Annotated in this window: 17 protein-coding genes; 3 read left to right on the top strand and 14 right to left on the bottom strand. The window is 71.2% G+C overall.

Annotated features, from left to right (window positions below; translation table 11 throughout):
* Positions 1-2 precede the first annotated feature (2 nt).
* Positions 3-1,178, bottom strand: a complete 1,176-nt coding sequence (gene pdhA / locus ACWD4J_RS17600) for a pyruvate dehydrogenase (acetyl-transferring) E1 component subunit alpha (protein ID WP_451396278.1) — start codon at positions 1,176-1,178, stop codon at positions 3-5.
* Positions 1,179-1,543: 365 nt separating this feature from the next.
* Between pdhA (ACWD4J_RS17600) and ACWD4J_RS17605 the strand changes: the two genes are divergently transcribed.
* Positions 1,544-2,224: a response regulator gene (locus ACWD4J_RS17605; RefSeq protein ID WP_451396368.1), complete on the top strand. Its 681-nt coding sequence runs from the start codon at positions 1,544-1,546 to the stop codon at positions 2,222-2,224.
* Positions 2,225-2,275: 51 nt separating this feature from the next.
* Here ACWD4J_RS17605 and ACWD4J_RS17610 read toward each other — a convergent pair whose 3' ends face one another.
* From ACWD4J_RS17610 to pdhA (ACWD4J_RS17655), 10 genes are all read right to left on the bottom strand, one after another.
* Positions 2,276-3,838, bottom strand: a complete 1,563-nt coding sequence (locus ACWD4J_RS17610) for a protein kinase domain-containing protein (RefSeq protein WP_451396279.1) — start codon at positions 3,836-3,838, stop codon at positions 2,276-2,278.
* 499 nt (positions 3,839-4,337) lie between these two features.
* On the bottom strand, positions 4,338-4,880 hold the full coding sequence (locus ACWD4J_RS17615) for a bacterial proteasome activator family protein (RefSeq protein WP_451396280.1): 543 nt from the start codon (positions 4,878-4,880) through the stop codon (positions 4,338-4,340).
* Between the two features lie 230 nt (positions 4,881-5,110).
* Positions 5,111-5,683, bottom strand: coding sequence for a hypothetical protein (locus tag ACWD4J_RS17620; RefSeq protein ID WP_451396281.1), 573 nt, complete (start codon positions 5,681-5,683; stop codon positions 5,111-5,113).
* A gap of 166 nt (positions 5,684-5,849) precedes the next feature.
* Positions 5,850-6,827, bottom strand: coding sequence for an NAD(P)H-quinone oxidoreductase (locus ACWD4J_RS17625; protein ID WP_451396282.1), 978 nt, complete (start codon positions 6,825-6,827; stop codon positions 5,850-5,852).
* Positions 6,828-6,909: 82 nt separating this feature from the next.
* On the bottom strand, positions 6,910-8,007 hold the full coding sequence (locus tag ACWD4J_RS17630; protein WP_451396283.1) for a potassium channel family protein: 1,098 nt from the start codon (positions 8,005-8,007) through the stop codon (positions 6,910-6,912).
* Positions 8,004-9,398 (bottom strand): molybdopterin molybdotransferase MoeA, encoded by a 1,395-nt coding sequence (locus tag ACWD4J_RS17635; RefSeq protein ID WP_451396284.1) that lies wholly within the window; start codon positions 9,396-9,398, stop codon positions 8,004-8,006. Before ACWD4J_RS17635 ends, ACWD4J_RS17630 begins: the two co-directional genes overlap by 4 nt.
* A 170-nt stretch (positions 9,399-9,568) precedes the next feature.
* On the bottom strand, positions 9,569-10,495 hold the full coding sequence (locus ACWD4J_RS17640; RefSeq protein WP_451396285.1) for an NTP transferase domain-containing protein: 927 nt from the start codon (positions 10,493-10,495) through the stop codon (positions 9,569-9,571).
* A gap of 91 nt (positions 10,496-10,586) precedes the next feature.
* Positions 10,587-12,152, bottom strand: coding sequence for a dihydrolipoamide acetyltransferase family protein (locus ACWD4J_RS17645; protein ID WP_451396286.1), 1,566 nt, complete (start codon positions 12,150-12,152; stop codon positions 10,587-10,589).
* Complete coding sequence (locus tag ACWD4J_RS17650; RefSeq protein WP_451396287.1) at positions 12,152-13,177, bottom strand: alpha-ketoacid dehydrogenase subunit beta; 1,026 nt, start codon at positions 13,175-13,177, stop codon at positions 12,152-12,154. Before ACWD4J_RS17650 ends, ACWD4J_RS17645 begins: the two co-directional genes overlap by 1 nt.
* Positions 13,174-14,346: a pyruvate dehydrogenase (acetyl-transferring) E1 component subunit alpha gene (gene pdhA, locus ACWD4J_RS17655; RefSeq protein ID WP_451396369.1), complete on the bottom strand. Its 1,173-nt coding sequence runs from the start codon at positions 14,344-14,346 to the stop codon at positions 13,174-13,176. The genes ACWD4J_RS17650 and pdhA (ACWD4J_RS17655) overlap by 4 nt, the downstream gene beginning before the upstream one ends.
* Positions 14,347-14,576: 230 nt before the next feature.
* Here pdhA (ACWD4J_RS17655) and ACWD4J_RS17660 point away from each other — a divergent pair, with 230 nt between their 5' ends.
* Positions 14,577-15,131 (top strand): Lrp/AsnC family transcriptional regulator, encoded by a 555-nt coding sequence (locus tag ACWD4J_RS17660; protein WP_451396288.1) that lies wholly within the window; start codon positions 14,577-14,579, stop codon positions 15,129-15,131.
* A gap of 68 nt (positions 15,132-15,199) precedes the next feature.
* On the opposite strand, the gene ACWD4J_RS17665 is transcribed toward ACWD4J_RS17660, so the two are convergent.
* Both ACWD4J_RS17665 and ACWD4J_RS17670 read right to left on the bottom strand, forming a co-directional pair.
* On the bottom strand, positions 15,200-15,790 hold the full coding sequence (locus tag ACWD4J_RS17665) for a TetR/AcrR family transcriptional regulator (RefSeq protein ID WP_451396289.1): 591 nt from the start codon (positions 15,788-15,790) through the stop codon (positions 15,200-15,202).
* A complete protein-coding gene (locus ACWD4J_RS17670) occupies positions 15,787-17,352 on the bottom strand; it encodes a 3-hydroxyacyl-CoA dehydrogenase (RefSeq protein WP_451396290.1) in 1,566 nt (521 codons plus the stop codon). The genes ACWD4J_RS17665 and ACWD4J_RS17670 overlap by 4 nt, the downstream gene beginning before the upstream one ends.
* A gap of 206 nt (positions 17,353-17,558) precedes the next feature.
* On the opposite strand from ACWD4J_RS17670, the gene paaN reads away from it, so the two are divergent.
* Entirely contained in the window at positions 17,559-19,250 is a 1,692-nt protein-coding gene (gene paaN, locus ACWD4J_RS17675) for a phenylacetic acid degradation protein PaaN (RefSeq protein ID WP_451396291.1), read from the top strand.
* Positions 19,251-19,368: 118 nt separating this feature from the next.
* Here the strand turns inward: paaN and ACWD4J_RS17680 are convergent, their stop codons facing one another.
* On the bottom strand, positions 19,369-20,628 hold the full coding sequence (locus ACWD4J_RS17680; protein WP_451396292.1) for a BRO-N domain-containing protein: 1,260 nt from the start codon (positions 20,626-20,628) through the stop codon (positions 19,369-19,371).
* Between the last annotated feature and the right edge of the window lie 196 nt (positions 20,629-20,824).

Below are 20,824 nucleotides of genomic sequence, written 5' to 3' on the forward strand. Positions count from 1 at the left end.
GATCAGGCACCTTCCCCGTCGGCGAACGACGCCTGGTAGGCGGCGAACTGGGCGCGCTCCTCGTCGACGAGCGCGTGCCCGTCCGCGTACGCGTTCTCGAAGATGGCGAAGTGGTCCGGATCCGGCATGGCCCGCACCCTTTCACGCACCTGCTTGCCCAACGCCTCGCTCTCCACCTCGAGTTCCGCGAAGAATCCCTCGTCCGCGTGGTTTTCGGCCTCCAGGTAGGTGCGCAGCCGCAGGATCGGGTCCTTGGCCTCCCATGCGAGGCGCTCGTCGTCGAGGCGGTAGCGGGTGGGGTCGTCGGAGGTCGTGTGGGCGCCCATGCGGTAGGTGAAGGCCTCGACGAGCGTGGGGCCCTCGCCGCGCCGGGCGCGCTCCAGGGCCCACTTGGTCACGGCGAGGCAGGCGAGTACGTCGTTGCCGTCGACGCGGACGCCCGGGAAGCCGTAGCCCTGGGCGCGCTGGTAGAGCGGCACGCGGGTCTGCTTCTCGGTGGGCTCGGAGATCGCCCACTGATTGTTCTGGCAGAAGAACACCACAGGCGCGTTGTAGACCGCGGAGAACGTGAACGACTCGGCGACGTCGCCCTGACTGGACGCGCCGTCGCCGAAGTACGCGATCACGGCCGCGTCGGCGCCGTCCTTGGCCAGGCCCATCGCGTAGCCGGTGGCGTGCAGCGTCTGCGAACCGATGACGATCGTGTACAGGTGGAAGTTGTTGCTGTTCGGGTCCCAGCCGCCGTGGTTGACGCCCCGGAACATGCCCAGCAGGTTCGTCGGGTCGACGCCGCGGCACCAGGCGACGCCGTGCTCGCGGTAGGTCGGGAAGACGTAGTCGTCGGGGCGGGTCGCGCGTCCTGAGCCGATCTGGGCGGCCTCCTGGCCGAGGAGCGAGGCCCACAGGCCCAGCTCGCCCTGGCGCTGCAGGGATGTCGCCTCCGCGTCGAAGCGGCGGGTCAGGACCATGTCGCGGTACAGCCCGCGCAGTTCCTCGGGGGTGATGCCGGCGACGTACTCGTCGTACTCCGGGTGCGCGACCCGCTTGCCCTCGGGGGTCAGCAGCTGTACGAGTTCAGGCTCCGATTGCGGCGCGCCCGGCGATGCCTTCCCCGGCGACGCCTTGCGGGCGCCGGTGCGCTTGCGCGGTTTACGCGCGGCAGTGCTCTCCACGGTCACGTGTGCTCCTCCGTCGGTCCGGCCCCCCGGGTTCGCCGGGTGGCTGGGGATCCCCCTGCTCCTGGAGGAGCTCGGGAGAACGGTTCGCCTGATCCGTACGTTGCACGGGGTGGGTGCGACTCGGCCGGGAACAGGCGTGACAGGTTGCCCCGGCGAGCGCCCTGCAGTACGCACGTTACCCAGTGCTCCGCTCATCTGCGAAACCCCTCTGACCTGCGATTTTGCTTGGATTTCCAAGTAAATCGAGAATCCGGGGAGCAGCTGCTGGTCACAGCACTGGCAGGGCCCTGCAGGGGGGCCGGAACACCGGCACGTTATCCCGGCGACACCGGGCGCGGGAAGAGTACATGTGTGACACTTATCTGGTGCAGGAAAGCGGAAATATCAGGGTATTTCTACTCGACGACCATGAGGTCGTCCGGCGCGGCGTCCATGATCTCCTCTCCATGGAGGACGACATCGAGGTCGTCGGCGAGGCCGGCACGGCCGCCGAGGCGCTGGTACGGATTCCGGCCACCCGCCCTGACGTGGCCGTGCTCGACGTGCGACTGCCGGACGGCAGCGGCGTCGAGGTCTGCCGGGAGATCCGCTCCGCGGACGAGCACATCAAGTGCCTGATGCTGACCTCGTACGCCGATGACGAGGCCCTCTTCGACGCAATCATGGCCGGTGCCTCCGGATACGTCCTGAAGGTCATCCGCGGCAACGAGCTGCTCACCGCCGTACGCGACGTGGCCGCCGGAAAGTCCCTGCTCGACCCGGTGGCGACCGCCCGGGTCCTGGAGCGCCTGCGCGCCGGCCAGGCGGACAAGGGCGACGACCGGCTGGCGAACCTGACCGAGCAGGAGCGGAAGATCCTCGACCTGATCGGCGAGGGCATGACCAACCGGGCCATCGGCGAGCGGCTGCACCTCGCCGAGAAGACAATCAAGAACTATGTCTCCGGGCTGCTGTCGAAGCTCGGCATGGAACGCCGGTCGCAGGCGGCGGCGTTCGTGGCGCGGATGCAGGCGGAGAAGCCGGGCTCAAGCCCGTCCGGCGTGTGAGGACGAGCCCGAAAGGCCATCCGGGGCTCTGAGGCCGGAGCCCCCGGGGGATCACCCCCCGGTGCTCCCGGTGGTGCCGGCGTCACCCGTCGGGTCGAAGCTGATCCCGCCGGTCGGCTCGTCGGTCTCGGTCGGAGTCGTCTGCGTCGGCTCGTCCGTCTCCGTAGGAGTCGTCTCCGTCGGCTTCTCCGTCGGCTGGGTCGCGCTCGGCGACGGGGTCTCCTCACCCGTGGTCTCCGACGGCGACGGCGTGTAGTCGGTCTCCCCGCCCGTGCTGTCGTCCGGGAAGGACGTGTCCTCGGTCGTCTCGTCGTCGGTCGCCGTCTCGCTCGGCGTCTTCTCCTTGTCGGACTGGGTGGCCGTCGGCGACTGCGTGGTGTCCGTGCCGCCGCCGTCCCCACCGCCGCCGTTGAGGGCCAGCGCCACACCCGCCGCGATGGCGATCACCGCGAGCACGGCGAGGATCCACAGCTTGCCGCGGCCGCTGCCGCCGCCTTCGCGGTAGCCGCCGTCGAAACCGCCGTCGTCGCCGCCCGGCGGCCGCAGCATCGGCTGCGGGATCTGCGCGGTGCCGTAGTCCCCGGGGTGCGGCAGGGCGGTCGTGCCCGCGACTCCCATGGCCGGCGTCGAACCGCCCTCGTGCATCTCCACGGGGCCGGTGTTCCACGTACCGGTGTGGCCGCCCTTCTCGTAGAGCATCTGCAGCGCGTACTGGACGAGCCCGCGCATCTCCTCGGCCGTCTGGAACCGGTCGTCCGGCTCCTTCGCGAGCGAGCGCATGACGAGGCCGTCGAGCTCCGGCGGCACCCCGTCCGAGGCCTCGGACGGCGGCACGGGAATGTCCTGGACGTGCTGGTAGACGACGGACAGCGGCGTCTCGCCGGTGAACGGCGGGCGCAGCGCGAGGAGTTCGTAGAGCAGACAGCCGGTCGCATACAGGTCGCTGCGGTGGTCGACCGCCTTGCCCAGGGCCTGTTCCGGCGAGAGGTACTGCGGGGTGCCCATGACCATGCCGGTCTGCGTCATCGTCGACTGCGCGCCGTGCAGGGCGCGCGCGATGCCGAAGTCCATCACCTTCACCGCGCCGGTGTTGGTGATGATCACGTTCGCGGGCTTGATGTCGCGGTGCACGATGCCGTGCTGGTGCGAGTAGGCGAGCGCCTCGAGGACGCCGGAGACGATGATCAGGGCCTGCTCGGGGCCCGGCGCCTCCGCGTTGATCAGCAGATCGCGGATCGTCCGGCCCTCGACGAGCTCCATGACGATGTACGGCACGACGCTGCCGCCGACCTCGTCCTCGCCGGAGTCGTAGACCGCCACCACCGCATGGTGGTTGAGGCCCGCGACCGACTGCGCCTCGCGCGTGAAGCGCGCCTTGGAGACCGGGTCCTCGGCGAGGTCGGAGCGGAGCAGCTTCACGGCGACCGTGCGGCCGAGCCGCACGTCCTCCGCCGCGAACACCTCGGCCATGCCGCCCCGGCCGAGTCTGCGGGTCAGCCGGTATCTTCCGTCTCCGACAAGCCCGCCTTTACCCCACATGTCCGGCGCATCTGACATACCGCCGCCAGTCGCCTCGGGGTCGGACGGGCCCTGAGCGCGCTGCGTCTGTGCCATCAGTCCTCGCCGTCGTTTCTGCCCCGCGTCCGCGCGGTGGTTCTTACGGTCTTCCGTCGGGCCACGCTACAGCCTTCGCGCAACACACCGGTCCGAGATGGACCGGCCATGAAACCTCCGCGGGCCGTCACCGCGCAAGTCGGAAGCCCCGGCGACGCCTCCCATGTGAATCGCCCGTGCGCACGCTGTAACGCTTCCGCGAACGCTTCTTGCCCGTACGGTCACGGAACGGGCACCGAGCTTGACGTGTCCGCGCCCTCGGGCAGACTTCGGCCGGCGCATTCGGTGAGCGATTCCGGCACGAGCCGAGGCCGTGGCCAAAGTCACGCGCGCGGATATCGTCCCGATCTTCGCGAGAAAGGCCCGGCACGCGCGCTGTGCGCATGCCGGGCCTTTCCTGGTCCGTGCACTTCTTCTGTGTGGCGCGGTTCCGTACCGCGAAGGCGATCAAGGAGGACGGACGGGCCCTCCGGAGCGCCGAGGCTCGTCTACGAGGCTTCTACAGGTACGGGCCTCCCGCGCGGCCGCCCGCGCGCGGGTCCTGGCCGTCGTCCATGCCGCCGACTCCCGGGGGCAACGCGCGGCGCATCTGCTCCAGTTGAGCCCGCGCCGCCATCTGCTGGGCGAACAGCGTCGTCTGGATCCCGTGGAAGAGGCCCTCCAGCCAGCCCACCAACTGGGCCTGCGCAATGCGCAGTTCGGCGTCCGAGGGGATCGCGTCGTCCGTGAAGGGGAGGGAGAGCCGCTCCAGCTCCTCGACGAGTTCGGGCGCGAGTCCGTCCTCGAGCTCCTTCACGGAACTCGAGTGGATCTCCTTGAGCCGCTGCCTGCTCGCCTCGTCCAGAGGCGCGGCCCTCACTTCCTCCAGCAGCTGCTTGATCATGCTGCCGATCCGCATGACCTTGGCGGGCTGCTCCACCATCTCCGTCACCGGGACCTCGCGGGAGTCGTCGTCTCCTACGCCGCCGAGCGCCATTCCGTCCTGGCCCACGACCAGGACCTGGGGGCTCTCCGGCGACCTTTCGTTCCTCGGCATCTCCATGCCGCCCATTCTCTCGCACACGTACGTCTCTTCTCGGTGGTGCCCCCGCGCGCCCGTGATCCACCGTGTACGCGCGTGTACGTTCTGTCGAATCCGCGCCGGTCAGAGGTCGAGCGCGGGGTGATCGCGGCCGTCATGAGAAATGTCGGGGGACATGCGGTCAGCGGCGCGGCGCGGTGGTCCCGCCCGCGGGAACAGTCCTGCACCCGCTCCGGGTGGACGCGGGACGGTCAGTCGCGACGCAACCGCAGGGCCAGGAACGCGAGGCCGAGGCCTACAAGGACCAGACCGGTGCCCAGTGGCAGGACGCCCATGACGGGCCCGGTGGGACCGGCGGCCTGCCCGGCCGGGTCAGGCGTGGCTTCGGGTGTCCCGGTCGGCGTCGAGGTGGGTCCCACGGCCTCGTCGCGGTGCACCGGCGGATCCGGCGGCCGCTGCTGAGCCGCGGAGCCCTGCGGCCGGACGCCCTGGGACGGGGGATCTGTGCCGCTCGACGCAGAACCGGAGGCCGTGCCTATCGACTCGGCGGTGTCGTCCGGCGGCGGCGGATCCGCGCGTCCCGGCCTCGGCCGCCCTTCGCCGGCGCGGCTGCCCGCCCGCGACTCCTCGGGGGCGGGAACCGCACGGCTGGGGCTCGGCTCGGGGACCTGCGTGTATCCGTGTGCACGGACAGCCGAGGGCGGGCCGGGGGACGGCGGCGACTGATGCCATGCCGGGGTGAGCAGGGCCCAGCCGGGGGAGAGAAGCAGCCCGGCGAGCAACAAGAGCCCGGCAGGGCAATGCGTACGGAGACGTGGAGTCACATCGGTGACCCCCTCCCGGTGCCAGGAAGGCAAGATCGGTGGTGCGGGCGATACACGATTGCCGTGAGCCGCGATACGGAGCAATCGTCACATCACACGCCCATTCAGGCATTGCGCCTGAGCCGTTCGGCCCCCTGATACGCCCGGGAGGGTGTAACCGCTGCTGCTAGCGGGTGAGCACGACCTTCCCGGTGTGTGTGCTCTCCTCCAGTACGCGATGGGCGGCGGCGGCCTCGCTCATCGGTACCGTACGGTCGACGACCGGACGGACATGGCCGCCGCTGATCAGCGGCCACACATGCTCACGCACCGCCGCGACGATCGCGGCCTTCTCCTGTACCGGCCGCCCGCGCAGCGAGGTTGCGGTGACGGCGGCGCGCTTGTTCAGCAGGGTCGCGATGTTCAGCTCGGCCTTGATGCCGCCCTGCATCCCGATGATCGCCAGCCGGCCGTTGACCGCCAGGGCCTGCACATTGCGGTCCAGGTACTTGGCACCGATGATGTCGAGGATGACGTCGGCTCCCGCACCGCCCGTGGCGGCACGCACCTCCTCGACGAAGTCCTGCTCGCGGTAGTCGATGAGGACGTCCGCGCCGAGTTCCGCGCAGCGCTGCAGCTTCTCCTTGCCGCCCGCCGTGACCGCGACCTTGGCGCCGACCGCCTTCGCCAGCTGGATCGCCATGGTGCCGATACCGCTCGCTCCGCCGTGCACGAGCAGCGTCTCGCCGGGCCGCAGGTGGGCGATCATGAAGACGTTCGACCAGACGGTGCACGTCACCTCGGGCAGAGCGGCCGCCGTGACGAGGTCGACGCCTTCGGGTACGGGCAGCAGCTGCCCCACGGGAACGGCCACCTTCTCGGCGTAACCGCCGCCCGAGAGCAGCGCGCACACCTCGTCGCCGACCGCCCAGCCCGTGACTCCGGGGCCCAGCGCGGCGATGCGGCCGGAGCACTCGAGCCCGGGGTAGGGGGACGCGCCGGGCGGCGGGTCGTAGAAGCCCTGCCGCTGCAGCAGGTCCGCGCGGTTGACCGCGCTGGCCGCCACCTCGACCAGAACCTCGCCCTCGCCGGGCACGGGATCGGGGACCTCCGCCCACACAAGTGCTTCGGGACCGCCGGGTTCAGGGATCGTGATCGCATGCATGGCCGCGAGGCTACTCCTGGCCGTGTCTCCGGCCTCCGGCCCGGCCGTGTGCCGGGCCGCGCTTGGCCACGCCTGGCCGCGTTCAGTCCTGCGGCAACGGGCGCATGTCCGGCGTGATCCGGGTGCCCGGAGTGGCACGGACGATCGTGATCAGACGGTCCGTCAGCTTCAGCGTCCCGATGGACGGATCGTCGTAGCCGAGCAGGCGATGGCCGCGCACCACGCTCACCACCAGGTCCTCCACCTCCCGCGGCCCGCGCCCCACCTCGGCCTTTATGACCGGCCGCTCGACGAGGTCGAGACCGCTGCCCTGCTGGATGAGATCCTCGAGCACCATCCCCGCGCTCGGGCTCAGGACGGACAGGCCGAGCAGCCGCCCGGCGGCACTGGCGCTGGTGATCACCGCGTCGGCCCCGGACTGGCGCAGCAGCGGGGCGTTCTCCTCCTCACGGACCGCGGCCACGATCTTCGCCGCGCGATTGAGCTGCCGGGCCGTGAGGGTGACCAGGACCGCCGTGTCGTCGCGCTGGGTGGCGATGATGATCTGGCGTGCCTTCTGCGCCTCGGCACGCACCAGCACATCGCTGCGGGTCGCATCGCCGACGATGCCCGCGTATCCGTTGGCCGTCGCGGACTCGATGGCCTTCTCACTCGGGTCGACGACCACGACCTGATCCTTCTTCAGCCCCGTCGCGCACACGGTCTGGATCGCCGACCGGCCTTTGGTCCCGAAGCCGATGACGACGGTGTGGTCGCGCAAGGTGGACCTCCAGCGGTTCAACCGCCATTCCTCCCTGGTCCGTTCGGTGAGGACCTCGAGAGTCGTGCCGACCAGAATGATCAGAAACAGCACGCGCAGCGGAGTGATGACGAAGATGTTGGTGAGCCGGGCGCTGTCGCTCACCGGCGTGATGTCGCCGTATCCGGTGGTGGAGAGCGTGACCGTCGCGTAGTAGAAGGAATCGAGCAGGTCGACCCGGCCGTCTGCGTTGTCGCCGTAGCCGCCACTGTCCGCGTACACGATGAAGGCGGTCCCGACCAGCACTGCCAACGCCATCGCGAGCCGCTTGGTGACCTGGCGCAGGGGCCGTTCGACGACCCGGCGGGGGAGCTTCACCGGGTGGGTGACGAGATGTTCGTCCGCCTGGCGGGCGATCGCGTCCTGGCCCGGAAGTTTCACGTGAAACACACCCCGCTTCCGGACAACGCCCACGGAAGATCGAGGATTTCGAGGTTCTGCCGCGGCTGCGCCCCGCCCGGCGGTACGACGGCAAGTCCGTCGGCGCCGGCGATACCGCGCAACATCGCCGGGCCGTAGTAGTGGAGCGGCACCGCCCGGTCGTCCCGGATCACGACGGGCACCAGTCGCGTGTCATACGGGTGCCCGTGCACGGCGTCACGCACCGGCACCGTGTACGGCTCCGTGGGCGTCTGGCCGGCGAGCACGCGCAGCAGGGGCTCGGCAAGTGTCAGCAGTCCGGAGACGGCGGCCAGGGGATTGCCGGGCAGGCCTACGAGGTGCTGGTTCCCCTTGGTGCGGGCCAGCAGCATCGGATGGCCGGGGCGGACCTTGACCCCGTTCACGAGGAGCTCGGCGCCGAGGCGGCTGAGGGTGGGGTGGACATGATCGACGGGGCCGGCGGCCGTTCCACCCGTCGTGAGGATCAGGTCGGCGTCGGACGTCGTGATCGCTGTGTGCAGCGCCTCGGCGTCGTCGCCCAGCCGGCGGGTGGACACGACGTCCGCGCCGAGCGCGCGTAGCCAGGGTGGCAGCATCGGGCCGAGCGCATCCCGGATCAGCCCGTCGCGCGGCCGGCCCTCGGTGAGCAACTCATCGCCCAGGACGAGCACGTCGACGCGGGGCCGCGGTACGGCGGACAGCTCGTCGTACCCGGCGGCCGCGGCGAGCCCCAGCACCGCCGGGGTCACGAGGGTGCCCGGCGGCAGCAGTTGGTCGCCGGTGCGGCATTCCTGTCCGCGGGGACGGATGTCCTGGCCCGGGACGACCTCGCGCTGGGCATACAGACGGCCCTTGTGGTCGGTACGGCCGTGCTCGCTGCGGACGACGGCGGTCGCGTCCTGCGGCACCCGGGCGCCGGTGGCGATGCGGACCGCCTCCCCGTCGGCGAGCTGCTCCGGCTCCTCGTGGCCCGCGAGAATGCCGTCCGCGCGTACGTCCCACGGGCCGGGCCCGGCCACGGCCCAGCCGTCCATGGCAGAGGAGTCGAAGGACGGCAGGTCGGTGAGCGCCGTGAGGGGCGCGGCGAGAACGAGTCCGAGCGCGGCGTCGAGCGGTACGAGGACCGCGGCCGGGGGCGGCATGGAGCGGGCCGCCCGAGCGGCGACGGCGCGCGCCTCGGGCCAAGGGGTGGCGGAGTGGCGGTCGCGCCGCTGCTTGGTGCTGTGGCCCGGTGGCGGGTCGTTGGGCGGCTGACCTGTGTGGCGGGCGGACGCGCCCGGGTGGTCGGCGCGCGGGCAGTCGGCGCCCGGGTGGTCGGCATGCGGGTCTTGGCGAGCCCGGTGGGCCTGCTCGGCGTGGCCCTCTCTGGCCAGGGCGATGGCCTCGTCCATGTGGAGATCGTCTACGTCGCCGTCAGGGACACCTGTACCTGTACCTGTGCCGGTGCCGGTACCAGCACAGGCACCGGCATCCCAGGCATCGTGGCTGCCCTGGGCACCCTCGGTGCGCCGGCCAGCCTGGTCCCGCCCGGTGACCCGGGCAGGATCGGCCTTCTGCCCGGTCATCCGGCGTCCGGCCGTGCGTCGGGCCGGCCCTCGTTCGCCCAACGGTCCGCGAGAGCCGCGGCCTTGCGAGCCGCCTCGGCCACGGCTTCGGGGCCGCCCTTGCCCTGGGCGGCCGCGTAACCGACGAGGAACGTCGTCAGCGGCGCCGCGGGCCGGTCGACGCCGTGCGCCGCGTCCCGGGCCAGATCGAGCAGCAGGCGGATGTCGACGTCCAGGTCGATGCCCAGCTCGTCCTTGACTGCGGTAATCCATTCATCCAACACGTGCCCATGCTCCCTGATACGTTCCCGGGCGGCAGCGACGTCCTCCCAGGTGTCGCAGTCGAACGACGCGACGGGGTCGGAAATACGCGTGAGTTCGAGCTCGGCGGTGAGCAGCCGCAGTGGCAGACCGGTCAGCCCGCCGTGTTCGGCGGCGAGCAGCGCCAGCTCGCGACGCAGCGGCTCGCTGCGGTACGCCGCGACGAGCGGCTGGTCCCGGCCGCCGGGGTCGGTCAGCACGGCACCTTCGGCGTCGCGTTCCCGGAGGGTGGTCAGCAGGCGACGCACCGTTCCTTCGGCGAGGAACGGCAGGTCCGCGGAGAGGACGACCACGCTCTGCGCCGTCGTGCGGCGCAGGCCCGCGTCAAGTGCGGCAAGGGGGCCGGCTCCCGGCGGTTCCTCGCGCGCCCACACCACGGGCCGCACGGTGGGCCTGCGCCCGGCCACGACGACGGTGGTGGAGGCACCCGCGCAGGCCGCCAGCACCCGGTCGAGCAGGGCCCGGCCGCCTACCCGCAGCGCCGGTTTGTCCGCACCGCCGAGCCGCCGCGCGGCGCCCCCGGCGAGGATCACCGCGTCGTAGACGGCGACGGGGTCGGCTCGGGGCTTGGGGTCGGCCTCCGGACCGGGGTCGGCTTGGGGCTCGGCCTCGTACGCGCTCATGTCCCGAGTATGGGCTCCTGAAGGATCATTGCCACCCCCCGCGAACGCATCCTGAGAAGTCGCCGCAGGCAGCGCCTTCAGGGGCCCGGGCTCACAGCGTGCGCAGAAGCACCGCCGGCTGTTCCACGCAGTCCGCCACGTAGCGCAGGAAGCCTCCTGCGGTGCCGCCGTCGCAGACGCGGTGGTCGAAGGTCAGCGAGAGCTGTACGACCTTCCGCACCGCCAACTCGCCTTGGTGCACCCAGGGCTTGGGGGCTATCCGGCCCACCCCGAGCATCGCCGCCTCCGGGTGGTTGATGATCGGCGTGGAGCCGTCGACCCCGAAAACGCCGTAGTTGTTCAGCGTGAAGGTGGAGCCGGTGAGCTCCGCCGGGGTCAGGGTCCCGGCCCGGCCCGACTCGGTGAGCCGGGCGATCTCCGCGCTCAGGGACTCCGCGTTCCTCGTGTGCGCGTCCCGCACGACGGGCACGACGAGACCACGCTCGGTCTGTGCGGCGAAACCCAGGTGCACCCGGTCGAGCTGCACGATCTCGCGGGCCTCCATGTCCACCCGGGAGTTGAGCTCCGGATAGCGGGCGAGGGCCGCGGTGCAGATGCGCGCGAGCAGGGCGAGGAGCGAGATCCTCTGACCGCCCGCCTCGGGCGTCCCGGTACGCCCGCCGGGATACCCCTGCACGGCCCCACCGGGATACCCCTGCATGGCCGCGAGCGCCTGCATCAGCTCCGTGGCGTCCGCGTCCACCCAGCAGGTCGCGTCGGGAATCTCGCGGCGGCTGCGCGAGAGCTTGTCGGCGACCGCGCCGCGAACGCCGCGCAGCGGAACGCGCACACCGGATCCGTCGGCGGCCCCTGAGGCGGGTGCGCCGGCCCTCGTTGCGAGGGGTTCCGCAGCGGGGGCCTGTACTGCTCGGGGTGGCGCACCGGCTCGCCCCGCAGCCTGTACGGCGTACTCGACGTCGGCACGCGTGATCAGCCCATCGGGCCCGGAACCGGCCAACTCGTGCAGGTCCAGGCCGTGTTCCCGGGCCAGCTTCCGTACGAGAGGCGACATGACCGGCACCGGGCCCTTGTCGCGTACGGGTGGGCCGGGGGTCGTCTGCGCCTCGGCCGCCGGTACGGAATCCGCCGGTACGGAAGCCGCCGGGCGGACCCTGCGGCGTCGCGCAGGGGCGGCGCCGGTGCCGTAGCCGACGAGGACGTTGCCCGAGGGCCCGCCGGACGCATCGCCTCCGGATGAACCGGTCGAACCGGATGAGCCGGACGGCCGTGTGCCGACCGGCGTCGTTCCTCGCGATCCCACTGCCGCCCGGACGGATTCTTCCGGCTCACCCCCGGCAGGACGTCCCCCGGCCGGGCTGCTCCCGCCTGCCCCGTTCCCGGCCGAATTGCCGGCAGGCGCCCCCACCGCCACCGTCAACAGAGGGGCTCCCACGGGCAGTTCCGTGCCCTCCTCGCCGAAGCGCGCGGTCACCACGCCCCCGTACGGGCACGGGACCTCGATCATCGCCTTGGCCGTCTCCACCTCGACGACCGGCTGGTCGACGGCGACGAGATCGCCGACCTCCACCAGCCAGCGGACGATTTCCGCCTCGGTGAGCCCTTCGCCCAGGTCAGGCAGTCTGAATTCAAGGCTGTGCATCTCAGAAGCCTGCGCCATCAGCTCTCCGCCTCCCACTGCAGCCGTGCCACGGCGTCCAGGATCCGGTCGACGCCAGGCAGGTGGTGCCGCTCGAGCATAGGCGGCGGATACGGGATGTCGAACCCGGTCACGCGCAGCACCGGCGCCTCGAGGTGGTGGAAGCAGCGCTCGGTCACCCGCGCCGCGATCTCCCCTCCCGGTCCGCCGAAGCCGCCCGACTCGTGCACGACGACCGCACGCCCGGTCCGCCGCACCGAAGCGCACACCGTCTCGTCGTCGAACGGCACCAGGGAGCGCAGATCGACGACTTCGAGGTCCCAGCCCTCGGCCCGCGCCGCCTCGGCCGTCTCCAGGCATACGGGCACCGAAGGGCCGTACGTGATGAGGGTGGCGCTCCGGCCCGGGCGCCGCACCACCGCGCGGCCTATCGGTTCGACCGTCAGCGGATGCTCGGGGTTCCACTCGGCCTTGGACCAGTACAGGCGCTTCGGTTCCAGGAAGACGACCGGGTCGTCGGATGCGATGGCCTCCCGCAGCAGCCCGTAGGCGTCGGCGACCGTGGCGGGTGTGACGACGTGGATTCCGGGCGTCGCCATGTAGTACGCCTCGGAGGAGTCGCTGTGGTGCTCGACGCCGCCGATGCCGCCGCCGTAGGGCACGCGCACCGTGAGGGGCAGCGGCATCCTGCCCTTGGTGCGGTTCCGCATCCGGGCCACGTGCGAGACGAGCTGCTCGAACGCGGGGTAGGCGAAGGCGTCGAACTGCATCTCCACCACGGGCCGCAGGCCGTACATCGCCATGCCGACGGCGGTGCCCAGGATGCCGGCCTCCGCGAGCGGGGTGTCCGTGCAGCGGTCGTCGCCGAACTCCCTGGCGAGCCCGTCGGTGACCCGGAAGACCCCGCCGAGCGTCCCGACGTCCTCTCCCATCACATGGACGGCCGGGTCCTCGGCCATCGCGTCGCGCAGTGCGCGCCCGAGTGCCTGCGCCATGGTGGCCGGTTTGGCGGCGACGGCGGCCGGTTTCGCTGCGACGGTGGTCATCGTCCGGTCCCTTCCAGCGTCGGGTCCGCGATATCCCCCGCGGCCTCCGCGGCCTCCGCGGCCAGTTCGGCCCGCAACTGGGCTGCCTGCTCGCGCAGTTGCGGCGTCGGCTCGGCATACACGTGGGCGAAGAGGTCCATGGGGTCGAGCCGCGGTTCCTGGTTCATGCGGGCCCGCAGGTCCGCGGCCATCGTCTCGGCGGCCTCGCGCGCCTCGCGCACTCCGTCCTCGTCGAGCAGCCCGCGCTCGGTGAGCTCGCGCTCCAGCAGGGCGATCGGGTCGTGCCGGCGCCAGGTCTCGACCTCGTCGTCGTGGCGGTAGCGCGTGGCGTCGTCGGCGTTCGTATGGGCGTCGATGCGGTAGGTCACCGCCTCGACGAGGGTCGGGCCGCCGCCCGCGCGCGCGTGCCGCACGGCGTCGGTGAGGACCTCGTGCACCGCGACCGCGTCGTTGCCGTCGACGAGCCGCCCCGGCATGCCGTAGCCGACGGCCTTGTGGGCGAGCGACGGTGCCGCGGTCTGCTTGGCGAGCGGCACGGAGATCGCGAAGCCGTTGTTCTGGACGAGGAAGACGACCGGCGCCTGCCACACCGCCGCGAAGTTCAGCGCCTCGTGGAAGTCGCCCTCGCTGGTGCCGCCGTCGCCCACCATGGCAAGGGCGACGATGTCGTCGCCCTTGAGGCGGGCCGCACGGGCGAGGCCCACGGCGTGCGGCAGCTGTGTCGCCAGGGGGGTGCAGAGGGGGGCGATGCGGTGTTCGCGGGGGTCGTAGCCGGTGTGCCAGTCGCCGCGCAGCAGGGACAGTGCCTGGACGGGGTCGAGGCCTCGGGCCGTGGCGGCGAGCGTGTCGCGGTAGCTGGGGAAGAGCCAGTCCCGGTCCTCCAGGGCGAGCGCGGCCGCGACCTGGCAGGCCTCCTGACCGGTGCTGGACGGATAGACGGCGAGGCGGCCCTGCTTGGTGAGGGACGTCGCCTGCGCGTTGTACCTGCGGCCGCGCACCAGCTCCGCGTACAGGCGGCGCAGCAGCCCGGGGTCGGTCTTGCGGGCGGCCTCGGTGCCCAGCACGCGGTACGGCTCCGCGTCGGGCAGCAGCGGCGCGGGGTCCGTGCGGAGCTGCCAGGCCGGGGGCGGGGCGGGCCGGTAAGTGCCCCGCTGATCCATGACCGTCAGGCTGCGACTCTTCACCGCGTGCACCTCCTCGTGCTGGGCCCCCGGCTCCGGGGGGGCCGGGGGTGATCTCCTCGTGGGAGCGTCCGGGAGGCGCGGCGTGCGATGCGCCTCACCTACCGATTGTTCGGTCGTCGGCACATTTTGGCTACAGGCAGCTCCAGGCTGTGGACAATCGGTTCTCCACAACCTGGGATGGAGGCAGTACGTCCATGGTAGAGAGGCGGGGGGACATGGCATCTGAACGAATGGCCGAAGGGTCGGAGTCCGGCCGCCTGGAGGGCCAGTCCCGGCCGGAGAGCCCATCCCGTCCGCCGGCCGACGGTCCGGAGAGCCGGCCCCGCCCCCTGGACGCCATAGACCGCGACATCCTGCAGCTGCTCCAGGCGGACGGGCGGGCGTCGATACGTTCCGTGGCGGACCGTGTCCATGTGTCCCGGGCCAATGCCTACGCCCGCATCAACCGGCTCATCGAGGACGGCGTGATCCGCGGGTTCAGCGCCCGTATCGACCACGAGCGGGCCGGACAGGGCGCCTCCGCCTACATCACCCTCAAGATCGTGCAGAACTCCTGGCGCACGGTGCGCGAACAGCTGCGGGCCCTGCCCGAGGCCGCGCACATCGCCCTGGTGAGCGGCGACTTCGACGTTCTGCTGCTGGTCCACACGTCGGACACACGGGCGCTGCGCGATGTCGTGCTCACCAAGCTGCAGGCCATCCCGGAAGTGCTCAGCACGCGCACGTTGCTGGTCTTCGAGGAGGACGACCTGGACGCCGAGACCCCCTGACGGGACGCGGCCGCGGGCCGACGCCACAAGCCCCGCGCCGGCGCTTCAGGGCCCGGCCCGGCAGCGCCTCAGTCCTCCTTGCGGAGCCCCGAGAAGACCAACTGCACGACACCGTCGGCGATTTCCTGCGCCCCCGCCCCGCGAACGTCGGGCCGGTACCACTCCACGATCGAGTTGATCATGCCGAAGACCAGCCGGGTCGCCAGCCGGACCTCGACGTCCCCGCGTACGTCGCCGTCGGCGGCCGCGGCCTTCAGCAGGTCGGCCACCTGGTGGTCGAACTCGCGGCGCCGTTCCAGCGCCCATCGCTCGGTTCCGGTGTTGCCGCGCACCCGCAGCAGCAGCGTCACGTAGGGCAGTTCGGCGATGAGTACCTCCACCATGCGGCGCGTGACGTACTCCAGACGCTCCACGGCGCGCCCCACGCGCGCGTGCTCCTCGTCGAGGATCCCGAACAGCCCGTCGAGCGCCCGGCTGACGGCCCGCCGCAGCAACTCCTCCTTGCCCGAGACATGGTGGTAGATCGACGACTTCGAGATGCCGGCCGCCTTGGAGAGGTGCTCCATGGACGTGCCGTCGTAGCCGCGCTCGATGAAGACCTCGACGGCGACGGAGAGCAGCGTCTCGGGGGTGTAGGTGTCGCGCTTGGCGGCGGTCATGAGCCGGACTCCCGCTTCTCGGAGGCGTACGCGTGGCGGTAGAGAGCCAGTGACGGCGCGCAGCGGCCGGACGGATCGCGCATGTGCAGATCGTCCAGCAGGGCGTACGCCCAGTTCCTGCCGAGCCTTCGGCTCCATTCGACGGGCCCCAACGGGTAGTTGACGCCCAGCCGCATCGCCGTGTCGATGTCCTCCTGAGTGGCCACGCCCTTGGCGACGGCGTCGAAGGCCAGATCGATGAGCCGTGCGACGGTACGGGCGACGATCATGCCGGGCACGTCGCCGATGACGCTGACGTCCTTGCCGAGTGCCTGGAACAGTCCGATGGCCTCGGCGACGGTCCGCGCGGAGGTGTCCTGCGAGGCCGACAGGGCGATCCGGGTCGCCGCGCGGTAGTCGAGCGCCAGGTCGAAGTAGACGACGTCGCGGAACTCGACGGACGTCTGGCCGTCCGCGAGCGCCAGCTGGCCGCCGCCGGGCAGCATCAGCCGCGTGCCGTGGTCCTCGTCCTCCTCGCGCACCATGATGCCCGCCTCGCGGATCAGCGCGAGGAGCTCGCGGGCGGGACCGAGATCGCCCTCGGCGACGACGTACGCCGGCGGCTCGGCCGGGTCGGCGGTGTGCGGCTCGGGCTGCTCCGCATCGTCCCCGTACGCGTACCAGCCGCGGCCCGACTTGCGGCCCAGCATCCCGGCCTCGACGAGGCGGCGCTGGGCGAGCGAGGGGGCGAAGCGCGCGTCCTGGAAGAAGGACTCCCACACGGAGCGCGTGACGGCTTCGTTGACGTCCTGCCCGATGAGGTCGGTCAGCTCGAACGCGCCCATCCGGAAACCGCCCGACTCGCGGAGCACCGCGTCGATCGTGGCGGGGTCGGCGCCCTGGTTCTCGTACACCGTGAACGCCTCGGCGTAGAAGGGGCGCGCGATGCGGTTCACGATGAAGCCGGGGGTGTCGGCGCAGGCCACCGGGGTCTTGCCCCAGGAGCGGGCCGTCTCGTACGCGCGCGTGGCCGATGCCACGTCCGTCGCGAAGCCGGAGACGACCTCCACGAGCGGCATCAGCGGTGCCGGGTTGAAGAAGTGCAGCCCGACGAACCGGCCGGGGTTGCGCAGCGCGCCGGCGATCGCCGTGACGGACAGCGACGAGGTGTTGGTGGCGAGCAGGCAGTCGTCGTCGACGACGTCCTCGAGCTCGCGGAACAGCTGCTGCTTGACGTCGAGCCGCTCGACGATCGCCTCGACGACCAGGCCGGATCCGGCGAGCTCGGCGACGCTTTCGGCCGCCTGCAGACGGGCGGCAGCCGCGTCGCGTTCGGATACGGTCAGCCGGCCCTTCTCCACGAGCCGGCCGAGCCGGGCGTCGATCGCCTCGGCCGCCGCTTTCGCCCGGCCCGGCGCGGCGTCGTACAGCCGCACCGGATGGCCGGCGAGCAGCGCCACCTGGGCTATGCCCTGGCCCATGGTGCCGGTTCCCACGACGCCGACCGGGCTGCCCGCGCCGGGGTCGTCGCCCTCCGGACCGATGCGGCCGGAGCCGGAGCGGCCGGGGTCAAGTCCTGTCATGCTCGCGATCCTCCCGCACCGGGTTTTCCACAGGCTCGGCGGTCCCCCTTGTCCCGACCGATCGTTCGGTTACTCTAGCTCTGTCCGTCCGTTCCTGCCCAGCCGCTCGCTTTTCCCCGGCGGCTCACTCCGCTCAGCAGTCCACTCGCCCACCGCCCAGCCCGCCGGCTCGACGACGAGCCGGTCCGAGGAGGAGTTGGTCCCCGATGACCGCCGAACTCACCGCGCACGAGCTGATCGACAAGCACCGGCCCACTCTCGACCAGGCGCTGGAAACGATCCGCACGCGCGCGTACTGGTCCCCGCACCCCGAGCACCCCAAGGCCTACGGCGAGAACGGCAGCCTCGGTGCGGCCGAAGGCAAGGCCGCCTTCGACGCCCTTCTGGGCAGCCGCATGGATCTCGGCCAGCCGGGCACCGACGACTGGACCGGCGGCGAGGTCTCGCCGTACGGACCGGAGCTGGGCATCACCTATCCGCATGCCGACATCGACGCCCTGCTGCCCGCGATGCGCGCGGGCATGCGCGCGTGGCGGGACGCGGGCGCGGAGATGCGTGCGGTGACGTGTCTGGAGATCCTGGCCCGGATCAGTGACCGTACGCACGAGTTCGCGCACGCGGTCATGCACACCAGCGGACAGGCCTTCATGATGGCGTTCCAGGCGGGCGGCCCGCACGCCCAGGACCGCGGCCTCGAAGCGGTGGCGTACGCGTACGTGGAGCAGGCCAGGACCCCGGACACCGCGGAGTGGACCAAGCCGCAGGGCAAGCGGGACCCACTCGCGCTGACCAAGCAGTTCACGGCCGTGCCGCGCGGCATCGCCCTGGTGATCGGCTGCAACACCTTCCCCACCTGGAACGGCTACCCGGGCCTCTTCGCCTCCCTGGCCACCGGAAACGCCGTGCTGGTCAAGCCGCACCCTCGCGCGGTGCTCCCTCTCGCACTCACCGTGCAGGTGGCCCGCGAGGTGCTCGCCGAAGCGGGCTTCGACCCGAACCTGGTGGCCCTGGCCGCCGAACGGCCGGGGGAGGGCATCGCCAAGACCCTCGCCGTACGCCCCGAAATCAAGATCATCGACTACACGGGCTCGACGGCGTTCGGCGACTGGCTCGAGACCAACGCCCGCCAGGCGCAGGTCTACACGGAGAAGGCCGGCGTCAACACGGTCGTCGTCGAGTCGACCGGCAACTACCAGGGCATGCTGGCCAACCTCGCCTTCTCCCTGTCCCTCTACAGCGGCCAGATGTGCACCACCCCGCAGAACCTGCTCATCCCGCGCGAGGGGATCAGCACGGACGCCGGCCACAAGACCTACGACGAGGTCGTGGCCGACCTTGCCGCCTCGGTGAGCGGCCTGCTGGGCGACGACGCACGCGCCAACGCGCTCCTGGGTGCCCTGGTCAACCCGGACGTGAAGGCCCGCCTGGAAGCGGCGTCCGATCTGGGCGAAGTCGCCCTGCCCGCACGGGAGATCACCAACCCCGATTTCCCCGGCGCCGTGGTCCGTACGCCGCTGATCGTGAAGCTCGACGGGGCCAAGCCGGACGACGAGGCGGCCTACATGAGCGAGTGCTTCGGCCCGGTCTCCTTCGCCGTGGCGGTCGACTCGGCGGCGGACGCGGTGGAGTTGCTGCGGCGCACGGTCCGCGACAAGGGAGCGATGACCGTCGGCGCGTACACGACGTCGGACGAGGTCGCCCAGGCGATCGAGGAGGCCTGCCTGGAGGAGTGCGCCCAGCTGTCCCTGAACCTCACGGGCGGCGTGTATGTCAACCAGACCGCCGCGTTCTCCGACTTCCACGGCTCGGGCGGCAACCCGGCGGCGAACTCGGCCCTGTGCGACGGGGCGTTCGTGGCGAACCGGTTCCGGGTGGTGGAGGTCCGGCGGGAGGCGTGACGAGAGTGGGTCGCGGGGATCACCCGCGCTGACCTGGGAGGGTCGCGACCCGTACGTGAACCGACGGTCGCGACCCTCAGCGCGACCCACTATTAGTCGCGCTTGATCACCAGGCTCCCTACTCGTCCCGCTTGATCACCACGCCCATCTCCCGCAGCACCCCGGCGATCTGCCGCGCCGACCCGTGCACACGCGCGCCCCCGATGGTGAGGAACAGGCCATCGATATCGGCGACATGGGCGACATCGGGCTCGGGCACCCGGGGCGCGGGTACGTCCTCCGGGTCCTTGAGGCGCCGTACGACATCGACGAACTTGATCGTCCCGCAGGGCCGGATGGGCCGACTGCCCCGGATACCGACCCGCTCCACCTCCGGGCACCGGTAGTACGGACCGAAGGGCGGCCCGCTGTCCTCCGCGCGCGTCGGGAAGCAGATCTCCATCTCACCGTGGCGGCAGCGGACAGTGCCGTCGGACAGCACGGTGATGTCCTGGTCGACGGCCTGACCGACGTCGGCGACGACGTGGACCTGCCGGCCGATGGCGTCGGCGAGGGTCTCGGCCATACGGGCCTGGTGGTGGCCGAGGTCGGCGTCGCCGCGGCGGATGGAGGGGAGGAGCTCTGCGGTGACCCAGCGCTGGAAGGGTTTGGCGGCGGGCTTACGAGACTTCATGATCAGCGTGTAGAGGCCCGCTTCACTGACCACGTTCAGTCGATCTGGATCGCGCGCGTACGCGGTCTGACCTGCGTGAAGTCCGACACCCTCAGTACTGCTTAGGGTCGCGACATCAAGGAGGACCGTTTGAGTGTCCTCAGGCTCCACCGACTTACGCGCCATGCTGGGATTGGTGAGACCGAGGATGTCGCAGAGGTCGGTGGTGGCGAACCACGGCGTCCCGTCGATCAGCACGACACGGACTGGCTGTCCAGTGTGCGGAAACGCGACACTGATGGCCGTTGGCCTGACCGCACCCTCTTCAGGCGCCATGCCCAGCGACTCCAGAAGGACCCCACGCACGGCATGAGCCACCTCGCTGGTACGCAAAAGCATGGCAAGCACGAACGCTGTGCGAACGGTGAACACTCCGAGGCCACGTCCGACCACCGTGCGATGTGGCATGTTCACCGCCTGGAACTCTTTCAACTCCTCTCCTTGCAGCTGCCGGTAGCCGTACCCGGCCAGCTCCCCCGCGTGCTTGCGGACGACGCGTCGCAGCACGACCGCGTCGACCTCGAAGTAGTCGGCCAGCATGGCGGCCGTCAGATGCTCGCCGTCGGGAAGCAGCGGCAGGCGCTTCACGTCGTCGAGTACGTCGGTCCGATCGGCAAGCGTGCCGCGGACGCTGCGCGAGTCCAGCAAGGACTCTTCGCTGTACATGGGTGTGGCCCTCCACAGGGCACAGGGGCCCTCCGGTGAGGGCCCTACGGGCATGACTGGGATGCCCCCTATGCACGCCCAGGGGCGAAGGCGGACCTCATCCCGGCCCCAGGAGCGGAGATCGGCTCACCCATGCCCACGTACTCACTCACCGGCCGCAGCCCACGCACCGGCAACATCCACCGAAAGCCCTCGA

The organism is Streptomyces sp. NPDC002577, assembly GCF_053594815.1.

Excerpts from the sequence above, each read along its gene's own strand:
- ACWD4J_RS17610 (WP_451396279.1), bottom strand. The coding sequence starts at position 3,838 with ATGGCACAGACGCAGCGCGCTCAGGGCCCGTCCGACCCCGAGGCGACT.
- ACWD4J_RS17615 (WP_451396280.1), bottom strand. The coding sequence starts at position 4,880 with ATGGAGATGCCGAGGAACGAAAGGTCGCCGGAGAGCCCCCAGGTCCTG.
- ACWD4J_RS17625 (WP_451396282.1), bottom strand. The coding sequence starts at position 6,827 with ATGCATGCGATCACGATCCCTGAACCCGGCGGTCCCGAAGCACTTGTG.
- ACWD4J_RS17635 (WP_451396284.1), bottom strand. The coding sequence starts at position 9,398 with ATGGACGAGGCCATCGCCCTGGCCAGAGAGGGCCACGCCGAGCAGGCC.
- ACWD4J_RS17640 (WP_451396285.1), bottom strand. The coding sequence starts at position 10,495 with ATGAGCGCGTACGAGGCCGAGCCCCAAGCCGACCCCGGTCCGGAGGCC.
- ACWD4J_RS17645 (WP_451396286.1), bottom strand. The coding sequence starts at position 12,152 with ATGGCGCAGGCTTCTGAGATGCACAGCCTTGAATTCAGACTGCCTGAC.
- ACWD4J_RS17650 (WP_451396287.1), bottom strand. The coding sequence starts at position 13,177 with ATGACCACCGTCGCAGCGAAACCGGCCGCCGTCGCCGCCAAACCGGCC.
- ACWD4J_RS17660 (WP_451396288.1), top strand. The coding sequence starts at position 14,577 with ATGGCATCTGAACGAATGGCCGAAGGGTCGGAGTCCGGCCGCCTGGAG.
- ACWD4J_RS17665 (WP_451396289.1), bottom strand. The coding sequence starts at position 15,790 with ATGACCGCCGCCAAGCGCGACACCTACACCCCCGAGACGCTGCTCTCC.
- ACWD4J_RS17670 (WP_451396290.1), bottom strand. The coding sequence starts at position 17,352 with ATGACAGGACTTGACCCCGGCCGCTCCGGCTCCGGCCGCATCGGTCCG.
- paaN (WP_451396291.1), top strand. The coding sequence starts at position 17,559 with ATGACCGCCGAACTCACCGCGCACGAGCTGATCGACAAGCACCGGCCC.
- ACWD4J_RS17680 (WP_451396292.1), bottom strand. The coding sequence starts at position 20,628 with ATGTACAGCGAAGAGTCCTTGCTGGACTCGCGCAGCGTCCGCGGCACG.